This window comes from Arhodomonas sp. AD133, assembly GCF_051195215.1.
Lineage (GTDB): Bacteria > Pseudomonadota > Gammaproteobacteria > Nitrococcales > Nitrococcaceae > Arhodomonas.
Genome location: NZ_JBNAZM010000006.1, coordinates 133783 through 149539, shown reverse-complemented (window position 1 = coordinate 149539; position 15757 = coordinate 133783). Strand labels below are relative to the sequence as shown.

12 protein-coding genes are annotated in these 15757 nt (G+C 63.0%); 10 read left to right on the top strand and 2 right to left on the bottom strand.

What is annotated here, in order from left to right; translation table 11 throughout:
* Window positions 1-17: 17 nt before the first annotated feature.
* A complete protein-coding gene (locus ACPEES_RS05910; protein ID WP_435102028.1) occupies window positions 18-1199 on the bottom strand; it encodes an acyl-CoA dehydrogenase in 1182 nt (393 codons plus the stop codon).
* 212 nt (window positions 1200-1411) lie between these two features.
* On the opposite strand from ACPEES_RS05910, the gene ACPEES_RS05905 reads away from it, so the two are divergent.
* The 10 genes from ACPEES_RS05905 to ACPEES_RS05860 all read left to right on the top strand — a co-directional run bounded on the left by ACPEES_RS05905 (window position 1412) and on the right by ACPEES_RS05860 (window position 12974).
* Window positions 1412-1894: a MarR family winged helix-turn-helix transcriptional regulator gene (locus ACPEES_RS05905; protein ID WP_435102026.1), complete on the top strand. Its 483-nt coding sequence runs from the start codon at window positions 1412-1414 to the stop codon at window positions 1892-1894.
* A gap of 913 nt (window positions 1895-2807) precedes the next feature.
* A complete protein-coding gene (locus tag ACPEES_RS05900) occupies window positions 2808-4067 on the top strand; it encodes a hydroxymethylglutaryl-CoA reductase (RefSeq protein WP_435102024.1) in 1260 nt (419 codons plus the stop codon).
* 2 nt (window positions 4068-4069) lie between these two features.
* Complete coding sequence (locus ACPEES_RS05895) at window positions 4070-4978, top strand: UbiA family prenyltransferase (RefSeq protein ID WP_435102022.1); 909 nt, start codon at window positions 4070-4072, stop codon at window positions 4976-4978.
* Window positions 4978-7437, top strand: coding sequence for a PEP/pyruvate-binding domain-containing protein (locus ACPEES_RS05890; RefSeq protein ID WP_435102020.1), 2460 nt, complete (start codon window positions 4978-4980; stop codon window positions 7435-7437). Before ACPEES_RS05895 ends, ACPEES_RS05890 begins: the two co-directional genes overlap by 1 nt.
* Window positions 7430-8524, top strand: a complete 1095-nt coding sequence (locus tag ACPEES_RS05885; RefSeq protein ID WP_435102018.1) for a DUF3419 family protein — start codon at window positions 7430-7432, stop codon at window positions 8522-8524. The genes ACPEES_RS05890 and ACPEES_RS05885 overlap by 8 nt, the downstream gene beginning before the upstream one ends.
* Window positions 8521-9846: a hypothetical protein gene (locus tag ACPEES_RS05880; protein ID WP_435102016.1), complete on the top strand. Its 1326-nt coding sequence runs from the start codon at window positions 8521-8523 to the stop codon at window positions 9844-9846. Before ACPEES_RS05885 ends, ACPEES_RS05880 begins: the two co-directional genes overlap by 4 nt.
* Window positions 9847-9929: 83 nt before the next feature.
* Window positions 9930-10688, top strand: a complete 759-nt coding sequence (locus ACPEES_RS05875; RefSeq protein WP_435102014.1) for a hypothetical protein — start codon at window positions 9930-9932, stop codon at window positions 10686-10688.
* The gene (locus tag ACPEES_RS05870; protein ID WP_435102012.1) at window positions 10681-12120 is read left to right on the top strand and encodes an AMP-binding protein; all 1440 of its coding nucleotides are present in this window, start codon (window positions 10681-10683) and stop codon (window positions 12118-12120) included. Before ACPEES_RS05875 ends, ACPEES_RS05870 begins: the two co-directional genes overlap by 8 nt.
* Window positions 12121-12183: 63 nt before the next feature.
* Complete coding sequence (locus tag ACPEES_RS05865; RefSeq protein ID WP_435102010.1) at window positions 12184-12402, top strand: hypothetical protein; 219 nt, start codon at window positions 12184-12186, stop codon at window positions 12400-12402.
* 59 nt (window positions 12403-12461) lie between these two features.
* Window positions 12462-12974: a MarR family winged helix-turn-helix transcriptional regulator gene (locus ACPEES_RS05860; protein WP_435102008.1), complete on the top strand. Its 513-nt coding sequence runs from the start codon at window positions 12462-12464 to the stop codon at window positions 12972-12974.
* A gap of 248 nt (window positions 12975-13222) precedes the next feature.
* On the opposite strand, the gene ACPEES_RS05855 is transcribed toward ACPEES_RS05860, so the two are convergent.
* Window positions 13223-15583, bottom strand: a complete 2361-nt coding sequence (locus tag ACPEES_RS05855; protein ID WP_435102006.1) for a bifunctional salicylyl-CoA 5-hydroxylase/oxidoreductase — start codon at window positions 15581-15583, stop codon at window positions 13223-13225.
* Window positions 15584-15757 lie beyond the last annotated feature (174 nt).

The following is a 15757-nucleotide window of genomic DNA, read 5'->3' as shown; positions in this document are numbered from 1 at the left end:
GACTGCGGCGCACGCCGTTACCCCGTGAAGGCTTGAATACCCGTCTGCGCCCGACCCAGGATGAGGGCATGGACGTCGTGGGTCCCCTCGTACGTATTCACGGTCTCGAGGTTCATCATGTGGCGCATCACGTGATACTCCTCGGAGATACCGTTGCCGCCGTGCATGTCCCGTGACTGGCGGGCCACGTCCAGGGCTTTCCCAACATTGTTGCGCTTGATCAAGGACACCGCCTCCGGCGCCCAACTACCCTCGTCCATCATGCGGCCGACACGCAGCGCCGCCTGCAGCCCGAGGGTGATTTCCGTCTGCATGTCCGCGAGCTTCTTCTGAACCAGCTGCGTCGCCGCGAGGGGGCGGCCGAACTGCTTGCGCTCCAGCGTGTACTGCCGCGCCGCGTGCCAGCAGAATTCGGCCGACCCCAGTGCGCCCCAGGCGATGCCGTAGCGCGCCTTGTTCAGACAACCGAACGGCCCGCCGAGGCCGACACCCTCCGGCAACAGATTCTCCTCGGGAACGAACGCGTCCTGCAGGACGATCTCGCCGGTGATGGAGGCACGGAGACTCAACTTGCCGTGAATCGTTGGCGTCTCGAACCCCTCGGTGCCGCGGTCGACGATGAAGCCGCGGATCTTGCCCTCATGGGCGTCCGACTTGGCCCACACCACCGCCAGGTCCGCGATGGGGCTGTTGGTGATCCACATCTTCTGGCCGTTGAGGCGATATCCACCGTCGACCTTTTCGGCACGGGTCTTCATGCCACCGGGGTCGGAGCCGAAGTCCGGCTCGGTGAGGCCGAAGCAGCCCACCCATTCACCGCGGGCGAGGCTGGGAAGGTACTTCTGCTTCTGCGCCTCGCTGCCATAGGCATGGATGGGATGCATCACCAACGAGCTCTGCACGCTCATCGCCGAGCGGTAGCCGGAATCGACACGCTCTACCTCACGGGCAATCAACCCATAAGCGACGTGACTGACCCCCGGGCCGCCGTATTCCTCGGGGATGGTGGGACCGAGCAGGCCGAGCTCGCCCATCTCGGTGAGGATTTCGCGATCGAAACGCTCCTCTCGAAAGGCGGACATCACCCGCGGTTGGAGCTGTTCCTGGCAGTACTCCTGCGCCGCTTCGCGGATCATGCGCTCGTCTTCGCTGAGCTGCTGGTCGAGGAGAAAGGGATCATCCCAGACGAATCGGCTCATGGTTCACTCCTCCCGGGTGTCGATGCCGATCAGTGTGGCATTGCCGCCAGCGCTTGGGATGGGGGAAATCGCTGCTGGGAGCCATCACTTTTCGGTATGACTGAATGATGGGCGCGGCAAAGCGTCGCCGATCTAAAATACTTAGATTCAAAATTCTCGAACCTGTAACATTTTAGCCACCGAGAATCATGACGCGGAGGCGCGGACTCGCAATGGCGGAACCCCGAACCCAGGACGCCCGCAACAAGAAGGTGCTGCGGCTGTGGTTGCGCATGCTCCCGGCCGTGGGCCTGGTGGAGCAGCACCTCCGTGGCCGCTTCCGCGAACACTTCACCATCACTCTGCCGCAATTCGACGTGCTCGCCGAGCTCGAACGGGCGGGAGAACCGCAAACCATGTCCGAGCTCTCACGGCAGCTGCTCGTCTCGAGCGGCAACGTCACCGGGCTGGTGGACCGCCTCGTTCGCAGCGGCTACGTCGTCCGTCAGCCCTGCCCGGAGGACCGTCGCGTCCTGAGAGTGGCACTAAGCGACAAGGGCCGGGCCGAGTTCCGCGCCATGGCCGAAGCCCATGAGCGCTGGCTGGTGGCGCTTTTCGACGAGCTGGGCGACGACGAGCTGGATGAGCTCAACGCGCTGGTCGCGCGCATGAAGCACGCACTACGCGACCGACTGGATGTGGAGGACGTGGCCTGATGCGGTAGGCCTCTCGTCACCGCGATGACGACAGCCGCGCCGGCGAAGTGGATCGAACCGGGAGAGTCGATGCCTGCCTAAGCCAGCTACACGTACGAACCTTTCCGAAAATATTGCCAGGTCTCAGTGGCCGTGTGCGCCGTTGTTCGCTTCGACAGGCCTTAGCGGTACGCCGCCACAATGGGCTTGTGGTATCCCGAGTCAGACGTCTCGATGGTCAGGGGCGCGAGGAGCGACGTATAGCAGGGCCTACAAGTGCGACGAGCAACGCTGTCCACAACGGCGCACACGGCCACCCGTAGGGCGCCACTGTGCGGTGCCTCGGCGGCGTCACGCTCGCTTGACGTGGCCGCGCCACGCCGGCGCTCCCGCGCCTTGCCGAGACACCACGCCGTGGCGCTGAGACTTGGCAATACTCTCAAAAAGGTTAGTAGCTAAACGCCGGTGAGCTAACGCCCCGTCCCGGATCACATGCTGACCGGTTAACATGGTTGTCACCCCAAACCGCGCACTACAGCAGCGGTCGACGGCGGTTCCCCTGTCGGAAGAGTCTCCCTTGACCCGCCTTGTCGTAATGAAGCCCCAGGCTGGCGGCTCCGCGCATCCGGCGACGCAAGAGACACATTTGCTCGGCAAGCACCGCTTACACAGTCTGTCACCGTAAAAACCAGCCCGCACAAACTTGTCACCGGCCGCATGTCGAGCACCTGGTGACATACGCCGTCCAAAGCGGGCAATTTCAGCATGACCAGGTACGATAAGCAGCGGACTGTTGGGGCGGCGCCGTGGCTGAAAGCGCCGCCACCCCGTGAGTGAATGGCGAACAAACGGCGACGTCATCCCTGCCGGAAAACAACGGAAAACGCGGCACACAGGCCGTTTCAGCGATGGACCGAAGCGACGGAGACGCAAATTGATCGTTCCATTTCACGTTACCGAAATGCTTCGGCGGGTACGGCAAAAATTCGCGAAACCCGCCGACGAGGCACGAATGTACCCGAACCGTGAGGCATTCACGGCACTGCGCCCGGTACGTACCGCCACACCCGAATCGGTGAGCAGGTTCTGGCAGCGGCTCTCTGGTGGCGAAGAGGCCCGCCAGGCCCTGGCCGACGAGACGACGCTAGAGAACACTTCAACCTACAGCGCCAACATCGAAAACCTGATCGGAACGGTAAAAGTGCCCGTGGGCGTGGCCGGACCGCTGCGCATCAACGGTGTGAACGCTTCGGGCGATTACCATGTGCCTCTCGCAACGACTGAAGCGGCCCTTGTCGCCTCATATGCGCGGGGCGCCCATGCCGCGACGAAAGCGGGCGGTATCAGTACCGCCGTCCTCTACGAAGGAGTGCTGCGCAGCCCCGCATTCGTTTTCGACGGCCTCCTGCAAGCGGGACAGTTCGTGGACTGGGTGGTGGCCAATATCGACGCGCTGCAGGCGACGGCCGAGGCGACCACCCGCCACGGCCAACTTGTGTCCTTGGAACCGGTAATCGACAACAACATTGTCTTTCTCCTCTGCCGCTACGTCACCGGCGATGCCGCGGGGCAGAACATGGTGACGATCGCCACCAGCGCCCTGTGTGAACACGCCGCCAGTGAATGCCCGGTGCCGATTCGCGCCTGGTACGTTGAAGGCAATTTCTCAGGGGACAAGAAGGCGTCCTCCCTGGGAACCATGACCGGTCGTGGCCGCAAGGTCAGCGCCTCAGTCACGCTGCCGGCTGATGTCGTGGCATCACTGCTTCAGACGTCTGTCGATGCAATGCTTGATTACGGACAAGTCGCCAATCTCGGCTCACTCCTGTCAGGCCAGCTCGGTGCCCAAGCGCACTATGCCAACGGCCTCGCCGCCCTCTATATCGCCACCGGTCAGGACGCCGCCTGCGTAGCCGAGAGCGCGGTGGGCTTCACGCGGATGGAGCGCCGCGGGGCTGACCTGTTCTGCTCGGTCACAATGCCCAACATTCTGGTAGGCTCTGTGGGCGGCGGAACCGGCCTGCCAAGTCAGTCGGCCTGCCTGCGCATTCTCGGTCTGCAGGGAAGCGGCCATGGTGCCGCGCTGGCCGAAGTCGCGGCGGCACTCTGCCTATGCGGTGAGATATCCATCGTCGCGGCGATGGCGGCGGGACATTTCGCCCGCGCCCACGAAAGTCTGGCAAGGAAGCGTTGAGCGTGAGCGTACTCCGGCGCCTTTGGGCCTATCAAAGCGAGCGGTTTCCTCTAGCGAAGACCCTGCCACTACTGGCGGTCTTTTCGGCCGCCAGCATTAACCTCTCAGCCGTGCTCGCCGACCGCAACCTGCCGGATGTAACCGCTTATATGACGGGCTTCGTCATAGCCTTCGTGCTCTTTTTCCAGATGCGCGCAGCCGACGAAGTCAAAGACCTCGACGACGACCGGCGCTTTCGCCCGGAACGTCCTATACCGCGAGGTCTCGTCAGTCTGCGCGCAATCGTCGGACTAGGGCTTGCCGGCATACCAGTAGCAACCGTCACCGCCTGGCTCTGGCTCCCCGAGCTCGTGTGGCTCCTGGCGCTCGTCTGGCTGTGGTTGCTGGCCATGAGTGCGGAGTTTGGCGCGCCAGCATGGATCAAGGCGCGGCCAGTGCTTTATCTCGTCAGCCACATGCTCATCATGCCGCTCATCGATGTGCTGCTAACCGGCGTGGAATGGCTTACCCACGGTGGTCCGCATCCGGCCCTTTCGCTGTTCTTCGTGCTTTCCTTCGTTAACGGCTGCGTGCTCGAAATCGGCCGCAAGACCTGGGCACCAGCGAGTGAACGCGAGGGGGTAGAAAGCTATTCGCGCCTGTGGGGACCGGCACGCGCAGCGGCAGTGTGGCTTCTCGCACTGGGACTCGCGCTCATCCTGCTAATCGGCGTCGGCATTGCCAGCGGCCATCCGCTGGCGATTGCCACCATCGGACTCGCCGGTTTCCTGACCTGCGCCATGGCAGCTCGGCAATTTCGACATGCGCCGTCCGCAGTATTGGAAAAGCGCATTGACGCACTCGCCGGGCTGTGGGTGCTGATCTCTTACGGCGCAGCGGGGTTCGTGCCAGTTTTCTGGAGAGGCATGTAATGAAGACAATCATTCCCGGTACCCAGGCAACCGATCACGGAACCGTCGGCGGCAAGGCGGCAAATCTCGCCCGCCTCACTGCGACAGGTTTCGACGTGCCGCCGTTCTTCGTGATATCCGCTGACGCACTCGTTCACGATGATGACGAAATCACACCACGGGAAGGCGTGACGGAAGCGGTTATGCGAGCCGCTGCGGAGATCGGCCCGGGCCCCTATGCAGTGCGCTCTTCCGGCCGTGCTGAAGACGGAATCTCGTACAGCCATGCCGGCCAGTTCGAAACCTTGCTCGATGTCGATGCGGCGGACCTGGTGAACGCAGCACGCCAGGTCTGGGCCTCGGGATTCTCGGAAACGGTCGATACCTATCGCAGCCTGCAAACCGGGGGCAAAGCCGAAGCACCCGCGATCATCGTTCAACAGATGGTTCCGGCACGCGCAGCGGGAGTCGCATTCTCCGCCGACCCGGTGACCGGGGTACGCCAGCGGGCGATAATCGCAGCGACCTCCGGACTCGCCGACCGATTGGTTGCCGGCGAAGAGAACGGGGAACACTGGACGGTAAGCGACCACGGAGGCGTCATCACCGGCCCACAGGGCACCTGTATACTGACAGCGGCAGAGGCACGCGCCGTTGCCAATCTCGCATGGCGCGCGGAGGTCGTCTTCGGCCATCCCCAAGACCTCGAATGGGCCTTCGACAAGCAACGCCTAATGCTGCTGCAGTCGCGAGCGATCACCACACCGCTAAGGACGGCACCGGCCGCGGACGAGAACCTGATCGTCTTCGACAATTCCAATGTGGTAGAAAGCTATCCCGGCATCGTCAGCCCGCTGACCTACACCTTCGCCACCTACTGCTACGATCGCGTCTACCGCGCCTTTACCGCTCTGCTGGGCGTGACGGAGAGGCGCATCACGGATAATACGAAGGTCTTCGCCAACCTTCTCGGTCGTATCGACGGTCGCGTCTACTACAACCTCGGCAACTGGTATCGGGCACTGGCCATGCTTCCGGGGTTCGCACTGAACCGCGGCTACATGGAAACGATGATGGGCGTAAGCGACCCCCTGCCCGTCGAGCTCACCGACGAAATCGCACCGCCGCCAGCAAAGGGATGGCGTAAGGTGGTGGAGCTCGCCCGCGTAGGCCGAGTGTGCGTGGGTCTGATCTGGCACGCACTGCTTCTGCCCCGTACAAAGCGGCGCTTCTACCAGCGCCTGGAGCGGGCACTCGCCGAGTCCCCCGATCTCACCACTGCGAACCTGACACGGCTAGCCGGAGAATACCGCAAGATCGAGGCCGAGCTGCTGGATCGCTGGGACGCCCCTCTGGTCAACGATTTCCTCTGCATGATCGGTTTCGGCGCCTCACGTGCACTACTGCAGCGATGGTGTGGGAGCGCTGGCCTCGCACTCCATAACGACCTAATGATCGGTCAGGGCGGTATCGTCTCGGCAGAGCCGGCACAACGAATTGCCCGCATGGCCGAGTTAGCACGCCGGGATGGTGCAATAACCGCTCTGCGCCGGAACGGCGCCGCAGCTCTGGCGTCCTATCCCGCACTGCACGCGGAATTCCAAGCCTATATCGAGAAGTTCGGTGATCGCTGCACCGAAGAACTGAAGCTGGAGAGTGTCACTCTGGAGGAAGATCCCACCCCTTTGATTGACGCCATTGTCGCCGGCTCGTCAAGGAACAAGGTCGATACCCGGCCGAACGAGGAATCGAATTGGCACACGCCGTTCCAGGGACATCGGCTCAGGCGATGGATTGCCCGTGGTTTCTGCAACTGGGCCCGCTCGCGCGTCCGCGACCGGGAAAACCTGCGTTTCGAACGTACCCGCATCTTTGGCCATGCCCGGCGCGTGTTCCTCGCCATTGGGCGGGAGTTGGAAGCGCTCGGTCGGCTGGAAGACCAGCGGGATGTCTTCATGCTGACGGTAACGGAGGTACTCGGTGCCATCGAGGGCACGGCGGTAAGCCACGACCTGCACAGCATAGCGGCAGTACGCAAAAGGGAGTTGGAAGCTGCCGGCGATCGCCCGAATCCGCCCGAGCGGATCACCGTACGCGGCGCCGCGATTCGGGCCGACGAAGCAATGCCCACCCCATGCAACGACTCGCCATCGCCAGACACGGCGCGCACCGGCACGGGTTGCTCGGCAGGTTTGGTTCGGGCGAGAGCGCGTATTATTCGCGATCCACGGCGCGAGCGTCTCGACTCCGGCGAGATTCTCGTCGCCCGGAACACCGATCCAGGGTGGATTGCCGTCTTCGCCAATGCATGCGCCATCGTGGTGGAGAGAGGTTCGCTCCTGTCTCATTCGGCGATCGTTGCCCGCGAACTCGGCATTCCGTGCGTCGTGGGCCTGCCGTATGCGACACGCTGGATCAGCTCAGGTGAGCTCATCGAAGTGAACGGCAGCAGCGGGCGGGTGGAGAAATGCCGTGACTGACTCTCCCATCACCGCCCGCGCCGATTTCGACGCAATTCGCTACGCTCAGCTCTGGGAAGATGCCGACGTGCTCGCTTCAGCGATGGGCAACGTCGCAGGCAGAACTCTCGTATCGGTCTGTTCAGCCGGCGACAACGCCCTGGCACTGCTCACGCTCGACCCCTCCCGCGTAATCGCCGTGGACCTCTCCGACGCACAACTCAACTGTCTGAGGTTGCGCATCGGAGCAATACGATCACTTGAGCACGGCGAGTTCTTGGAGCTCATGGGGTCACGCCCCAGCAACCGCCGCGGTGCGCTTCTAGACCGGGCCATTGCCGAACTGGATGACGGCACCGGTGCTTTCTGGTGCGCCCGGCGCGACGACGTGATCACTCATGGCGCGGCAGGCGTTGGAAAGTTCGAGCGCTACTTCCGTGTCTTCCGCCGATGGCTGCTACCCTTGGTGCACTCGCGCCGTACTATCGACGCCATTTTCATTACTCGCGACGAAACACAGCGTGCAGCCTTCTTCGACCGCCACTTCAACACTTGGCGCTGGCGAATGCTGGTCCGGCTGTTCTTCTCGCGCCCGGTAATGGGACGCATGGGACGGGACAAGGCGTTCTTCGACTATGTAGAGGGCAGCGTCGCGCGCCACGTTTTCAGCCGGCTGCGTCACGTCGGCGTCGACACCGACCCGGCCGACAACCCCTATCTCCACTGGATCATGCGGGGCACCCACGGAGCCGCCCTGCCACTAGCCTGGCGCGCCACGCACTACGACACGATCCGCGAACGCCTGGACCGCCTCGAATTGCACCAGCGGTCGCTGGAAACACTCTCGGTAAAAGACGTGGCCGGATTCAATCTATCCGACATTTTCGAATACATGTCGCCCGAGACGATGACCGAGGTCTACCGACGTCTCCTTGCCATGGCCGTCCCCGGGGCCCGGCTGATCTATTGGAATATGATGGCACCGCGCCGCCGACCGAAGATCATGGCCAAGCATGTCCAGCGACTTCTTGAGCTCGAGAACCGGCTGAAAGCCACGGACAAGGCGTTCTTCTACTCGGACTTGGTCATCGAGGAAATACGACGGTGAACGTGGTCTGGCAAATGGGGAGCGCACTGGCTGCCGTGGGCTCGCTGCTCGGGCTCATGACGCTGATCCACCACGCTGCTATCGCCCGGAGTTGGAGCGCCGAAGTACAGCGCAAGCTCGTGCATGTCGCCACCGGGGTATTCGCGCTGGCCTTGCCATGGCTGTTCGCTGATGACTGGCCGGTCTATCTGTTGCTGGCCCTGGCGCTCGCGACGATGGCAGTGCTGCGCCTTCCTAATTGGCGCAACCATGGTGCAGGCGCAACCCTTCATCAGGTCGGGCGGCAGTCTTACGGTGATTTCCTGCTGACCGTGTCGGTGGGGCTGCTGTTTCTGTTCGCCGGCGACCAGCCGGTGCTTTACGTTCTGCCACTCGCGGTACTAACACTCGGCGATGCTGCAGCCGCACTCGCGGGGAGCGCCTACGGTCGCCGGTTTTTCAGGGTGGCGGAAGATCTCAAAAGCCTCGAGGGCAGCGCGATCTTCTTTCTGGTCACGCTCGTGACCGCAATGATCAGCCTGCTGCTGCTCACGGCTGTCCCCCGACTAAATGTCATTGTGCTCGCCCTTATGGTTGCAGCCTTCGCAACGGTGGTCGAAGCGGACAGCTGGAAGGGCTACGATAATCTGTTCCTACCGCTCGGGGTTTTCGTTTTTCTGTCGACGAACCAGCAAGCCACCCCCCGAGAGCTGATATTCACGGCGGGACTGTTTCTCACATCGTTGGTGGCGCTTCGCACTCTGGCACCACCATTGGCGCTCTCCCGCCACGCCGCCCGCGTATACGCAATCGCGGTATTTCTCCTACTGTCGATCACAGCCGTTCAGAACGCGGTGCTTCCAATTCTAATGCTTGCCGCACACACATTGGCCCGCTGGGCCCGCCCCCTGACCGAACGTTACCCCGACCTTGACATTGTTGCCACGCTTGCGCTGGTCAGCTTCGGCGCAATGGCTCTCGGACACGCGTTCGGTCCGAACGCACTCAGCTTCTATGCACTGGCGACCGGCAGCATGGCACTAATCCTCACCTCGCTTGCCGCCGCCCCCCTCGGCGGGCTCGCCACAACCGGCTTGCGCACCGCTGCCACCCTCGGAACCTTCACCGTATGGCTGTTCGTCGTAGCGGCCAACCCGCCTGCGACCCGATGGCACGGTACGATCTGGCCGATGGCGCTGGGCGTTTTTGCTGGCGCTGCCCTGACGCCGGCGCTGGCCCCGGCAGCATTCAGCCACAGCCGTGCACTAAAGGTCGCACTACTCGCAGCGACGCCGTCACTGACGCTGTACCTCATTCTCATGTTTCGGGGAGAAACCGGATGACTGTGGAAACTGTCGAATACGATGGCGCAAGCGCAGCGATATGGCGTGACGCACCAGCTTGGAACAACCGGCGAACCGCCGCAGTGGGACGCTTCCAGTGTACAACCGCCACCAGTGGTGCAACGCTCCTGAGCGAGATCGCGCAGCGACTCCGAGCCGAAGGCTTCGACGCCCTGATCGGCCCCATGGATGGCGACACCTGGCACAACTACCGGCTGGTGACCGAGAGTGATGGCTCGTCGCCGTTCCTGATGGAGCCGACATCCGCACCCGCCCAACTCAACGCATTCACGAGCGCTGGTTTCAACGCCATCAGCACGTACTTCTCTGCCCGAACGTCCAGTGAGACCTCACAGGGCCCAGCACCAGCGCATGTCGAAGACATCACCATAGAACCCTGGAACGGCATGGATCCCGAAGGTCATTTCAATCGCGTATTCGACCTTTCCTGCCAAGCATTTGCGGCCAACCCCTTCTACACACCCATCGATCGCGACACGTTTCTGGCGCTATACATGCCTTACGTTCCCATGCTCAAGCCCGAGCTGGTTCTCATGGCCTATGACCGGGCAGGCGAGCTCGTTGGGTTCCTGTTTGGCATTCCGGACTACCACACGGGCCGAGACCCCGACACCGCAATTCTGAAGACGTATGCGAGCCTGAAACGCGGAGTGGGTTACCGGCTCAACCACGCTTTCCACGTCACGGCACAGCAACTCGGTTTCCCCACGGTGATTCACGCACTTGTCCACGACAATAACGCCTCAGCCAAGCGCAGCCGGCAACACGGCGGGTCCGTCTTTCGCCGCTACGCACTGATGGGGCTTCGCCTGGATGGCTGACCTGATCTCGGTGTTCATGGACACTGCGGTACGAGCCGGCAGCCGCCCCGCATTGGTGGACGGCACTGGCAGCGTGATCGGTTTTACCGCGCTAACCGCAAGGGCAAGTGCCTTCGCCGGCCGATTGAACGCCATGGGAATCGGCAAAGGCGACCGGGTGCTGATAGCCATGCCGGTAGGCATTGATCTCTACATAGCGCTGGCGGGCGCTTGGTCTGTAGGTGCGGTGGTTGTCTTTCCTGAACCGGCGCTGGGGCTGTCGGGGCTAAACCACGCACTGAAAATGACCCACCCCGTCGCGTTTCTGGCGAGCGGCCCCTACCGTTGGTTGCACTTCCTGGTTCCGACGCTTTGGGGACTGGCCCGTGCGACGCCGTCGGCACGCGATAAGGGGTACGGACCTTTCGTACCACTGGCCTCCGACGACCTGGCACTGATCTCGTTCACTTCTGGTTCCACCGGAGCTCCGAAGGCGATCCCACGCAGCCACGGCTTTCTCATGGCTCAACGCGATGCCGTGACACCGCTTCTGGGACAGTCCACCGACACCGTCGACCTGGTCGCCTTCCCGATGTTCGTTCTGCCAAATCTCGCCGCCGGCCGGACTTCCATCCTGCCCGCCTGGTCCATGCGCAATCAGGGCACGGTCACCGGCCCCGCACTGGCGAGCTGGATCGAACGAACCAGCGCCACCCGACTGTTGCTGCCCCCCGCATTGTGCGAGGCACTGGCCACGCACAACGTGCCCAGCCGAGTCACCGATGTATTCACCGGCGGCGGTCCAGTGTTTCCCGATATAGTGGACGCTTTGCGTCATCGCCGGGACGACCTCCGCGTGGTTTCGGTCTACGGTTCCACGGAGGCCGAACCAATCGCCGAGCTCAATGCGGACGACGTCACGGATTCGGACCGCATAGCAATGTCTCAAGGGCATGGTCTGCTTGCGGGCTATCCTGTGGAGACCATTCACCTACGCATTGTCGACGATGAGATCCAGGTGGCAGGGGAGCACGTAAACAAAGGCTACCTGAACCCGGCACGGGACGCGGAGAACAAGATCCGCGAAGGTGGCACCGTCTGGCATCGGACAGGCGACGCCGGTCGCCTGGATGCGCACGGCCGACTCTGGCTACTTGGACGACTCACTGCGATCGCGTCACACGACAACGGCACCATCTACCCGTTCTCGGTGGAAACCGCGGCACGGTCCTGGGCGGGCGTTCGGTGCGCCGCGCTTTGTCGGTCTGGCGATCGCCTGGCGCTCGCCATCGAAGGCGACAGTCGAAAACTGCCACACTGGCGGATACAGGCTGGTGCGCTCGGCATCGATGTAGTGCGCCATGTCACAAGAATGCCAATGGATCGACGGCACCGTTCGAAGGTCGATTACGCTGCGCTCGCAACCGTGCTAAGACGCTCGCACGGCCAATAGACCTATCCGCTGAGCGAAGACCGACCCACTCACCACTAACGGCAGATACGGCCAGCGCGAATCATGGCGCAGACGCAGCAGCCATCTCAAGCTGGGCATCTGAATACAGGAATCCGCAACAGCGCATCCTGTCCAACGGATCGATCCCAAAGCTGCCACCCTGAAACCCTCGAACATCTCGCCGTCTACAAGAATGCCCTCGCGATCACCGACGAACGCCCGGTTTCGCTTTTTTTTTGGATCGTCCTGCATGAACGCATTGCCCTCGAATACGCCCAATAAGCTGATACTCTGATGACTGCCGTGTGATGACACGGGAACGGATGCACCGGGAGTAACGGATGACACAGGCAAACGGCACACGCAAAGCCGGCGAACGGCTAATGTCGAACGACGAGACGCTACTTCCCCACAGCAAGCGCTCATTGCGCGCCTGGCTGCACCTCATCAAGTGCTCCAAGCGCGTCGAGCAGGCCATCGCCGATCTTTTTCGTACCGACTTCGACAGCACGCTGGCACGCTTTGATGTACTCGCTCATCTGGACCAGGTCGCCCCGGATGGCATCAGTACCTCCAGCCTCGCTCAGCGCCTGCTGGCCTCGAAAGGCAACATTACCCGCCTGCTCGACCGAATGGAGGCCGATGGTCTCATCGAGCGCCGCCCGTCGCTGCACGACCGGCGCGTGAGCGATGTCTATCGCACCGATGAGGGCACGCACCTTTTTCAGGCCATGGCCACCGCTCACGAGGCCTGGTCCGACGAGATCTTCGGCATTCTCGAGGACGACGAGCTCGACGAACTCGTCGCGCTGCTGGACCGCGTCCGCCGCCGCCTGGACGAACGCGGCAGTTGACCGCAAGGCGACGTAGACCGGCTCCAGGCGAGCGCGAGCGAGCTCGAAGCCGGCATGACGAGTCACGGCCTAAGACCGCTCTTTAGCGCCAGGTTCAAGGTTGAAGGTTCCAAGTTGCGTGCGACACCGGCAGCGTGAGCCCCGACTCACTGCTTTCAACTTGCCACTGTCAACTTGTCACTAAGGTGCGGCTTCGCCACGTGACCTTCATGCCGGCACCCGATGCGCTGGCGTGCACGTGTGCCAGCCTATGAAGCGCTCCGCTCGCGGGCGTAACCGGCCTGCTCGCCCTCTCCGAGCACCTCGTGGGTACGCGGGCGGGTCCTGACCCTGAGGTCGGTGAGCTCTTCGCGATCCTTGTCGGCATTGCGGTAGGCCTGGGCGCGGCCGGCGCCATAGGCGCGATGCCATTGCTGGCCCTCGTGCTGGTACCAGGCCCCCGCATGCAGGGTGAAGTACGGGTCACTGAGGTGCGGTCGGGCCAGGGCCACCAGATCCGCGCGCTCGGCCATCAGGATGGTATTCACCTGATCGGGGGTGGTGATGTTGCCCACGGCCATGGTGGGAATGCCCACCTCGTTGCGCACGTGATCGGCGAATGGCGTCTGGAACATGCGCCCGTAGATCGGCTGCTGGTCCGGCACCGTCTGCCCGGCGGAAACGTCGATGAGGTCCACGCCCGCCGCCTTGAACATCCGCGCCAGTGCCGCGCGGTCGGCATCGGTGAGGCCGCCCGCCTTCCAATCCGTCGCTGAGATGCGTACGGCCATGGGCTTGTGGTTCGGCCACACGTCACGCATGGCACGGAAGACCTCGAGCGGATAGCGGATGCGATTCTCGATGGCGCCGCCGTACTCGTCGCTGCGCCGGTTGGTGAGCGGCGAGATGAAGCTCGCGAGAAGGTAGCCGTGGGCCATGTGCAGCTCGACCATGTCGAAGCCCGCCTCCTCGGCGAGGCGGGTGGAACGCACGAAGTCGTCACGCACCCGGTCCATGTCAGCGCGGCTCATCTCGATGGGCACCTGGCTCTCGCCCTCGAAATAGGGAATCGGCGAGGCCGAGTAGATGGGCCAGTTGCCCTCCGGCAGCGGGTGATCCATGTGATCCCAGCCGAGCTGCGTCGAGCCCTTGCGCCCGGAGTGGCCGAGCTGCATGCAGATCGCCGCCTCACTCTGGCTGTGCACGAAGTCCACGATGCGTTTGAAGGCATCGCGCTGGGCGGTGTTCCACAGCCCGGTGCAACCGGGGGTGATGCGGGCGTCCGGCGAGACGCAGGTCATCTCGGTGTAGACGAGACCCGCCCCGCCCACCGCACGGCTGCCCAGGTGCACCAAATGCCAGTCATCGGGCAGACCGTCCTCGGCCATGTACTGCGCCATGGGCGAGACCACCACCCGGTTGGCCAGCGTGAGCTCGCGCAACGTGAACGGCGTGAACATGGGCGGCGTGCCGTCGGCCACATCGAAGCCCCGCTCGCGCTCACGTGCCACGAACCAGCGGTTGCAGCGCTCGACGAACGCCGAGTCACGCAGCTCCAGATTCTCGTAGGTGAGCTTCTTCGCCCGCGACATGAGCGCGAAGGCGAAGGGCTCCGGATCCATGCCCCAATGGCGGTCGATGTTCTCGAACCAGGCAAGGGAGACGTCAGCGGCATGCTGGGTGATCTCCACCTCGGTGCGCCGGGAGGCCTCGAAATCCTCCAGTGCGGCGGGCACGTCGCCGGTGGTCTTCACCGACTCGAACAGCGCGATGGCGCTCTCCATGGCGAGCTTGGTGCCGGAACCGATGGAGAAGTGGGCCGTGTGCTGGGCGTCGCCGAGAAGAACGATGTTGTCCTTCACCCAGCGGCGGTTGCGAATCATGGGGAAACGCCGCCAGATGGAGCGATTGGCGATGAGCGGGTGGCCGTCGAGCTCTTCGTCGAAGATCTCCTCCAGCACGCGTATGTGCTCGTCCTCACTCATATCGCCGAAGCCGAGCCCTTCCCAGGCCTCCGGCGCCATCTCCATCACCCAGGTGCTGCGATTGGGCTCGTACTGGTAGCAGTGGGCGACCACCACGCCGTACTCCGTCTCCTGGAAGAAGTACTTGAACGCGTCGAACTCGCGGCTCGAGCCGAGCCAGCAGAAGTAGTTTCGGCGCTCATCCACCTGGGGCTGGAACCAGTCGCGGTGGTTCTCGCGGATACGGCTGTTGAGCCCGTCGGCGGCGACGATGAGATCACTGTCGGCGAACGCCTCCACCCCCTCCACCTCGGTGTGGAAGTGCATGGTCACACCGAGCTCGCGGCAGCGCTGCTGGAGGATCTGGAGCAGCGTCAGCCGGGAGCAGCCGCAGAAGCCATTGCCAGCGGCCTTGAGCACATGACCCTGGTAGTGGACATCCACGTCGTCCCAGTAGGCGAAGCTGCGGCGGATGGCCTCGTAGGAGGGGTTGTCGTAGTCGTCGAGGAAGCCGAGCGTCTCGTCGGAGAACACCACGCCAAAGCCGAAAGTGCTGTCCGGGGCGTTGCGCTCGTAGACGGTGACGGCCCAATCCGGCCACTGCTTCTTGGTCAACAGCGCGAAATAGAGCCCACCGGGGCCGCCGCCGATGATGGTGATCTTCATCGCTCTCCTCCATTCTCGATCTCGGCACCACGGCGCTGGTCGGGGCGCCGCCTGTCGTGTGAGCGAGTATAGGCATCTTACTTTACGCGTCAATTTTTTACTTGTCACCAAGTTTCCATTACTGATAAAAAGTTTATACTTGAATTATATTGCGGGAGTTCGTAGGCTCCCAGC

What these genes read in the sequence shown, in the direction of transcription:
- ACPEES_RS05910 (WP_435102028.1), bottom strand. Translation starts at nt 1,199, where the DNA reads ATGAGCCGATTCGTCTGGGATGATCCCTTTCTCCTCGACCAGCAGCTC.
- ACPEES_RS05905 (WP_435102026.1), top strand. Translation starts at nt 1,412, where the DNA reads ATGGCGGAACCCCGAACCCAGGACGCCCGCAACAAGAAGGTGCTGCGG.
- ACPEES_RS05890 (WP_435102020.1), top strand. Translation starts at nt 4,978, where the DNA reads ATGAAGACAATCATTCCCGGTACCCAGGCAACCGATCACGGAACCGTC.
- ACPEES_RS05870 (WP_435102012.1), top strand. Translation starts at nt 10,681, where the DNA reads ATGGCTGACCTGATCTCGGTGTTCATGGACACTGCGGTACGAGCCGGC.
- ACPEES_RS05865 (WP_435102010.1), top strand. Translation starts at nt 12,184, where the DNA reads ATGGCGCAGACGCAGCAGCCATCTCAAGCTGGGCATCTGAATACAGGA.
- ACPEES_RS05860 (WP_435102008.1), top strand. Translation starts at nt 12,462, where the DNA reads ATGACACAGGCAAACGGCACACGCAAAGCCGGCGAACGGCTAATGTCG.
- ACPEES_RS05855 (WP_435102006.1), bottom strand. Translation starts at nt 15,583, where the DNA reads ATGAAGATCACCATCATCGGCGGCGGCCCCGGTGGGCTCTATTTCGCG.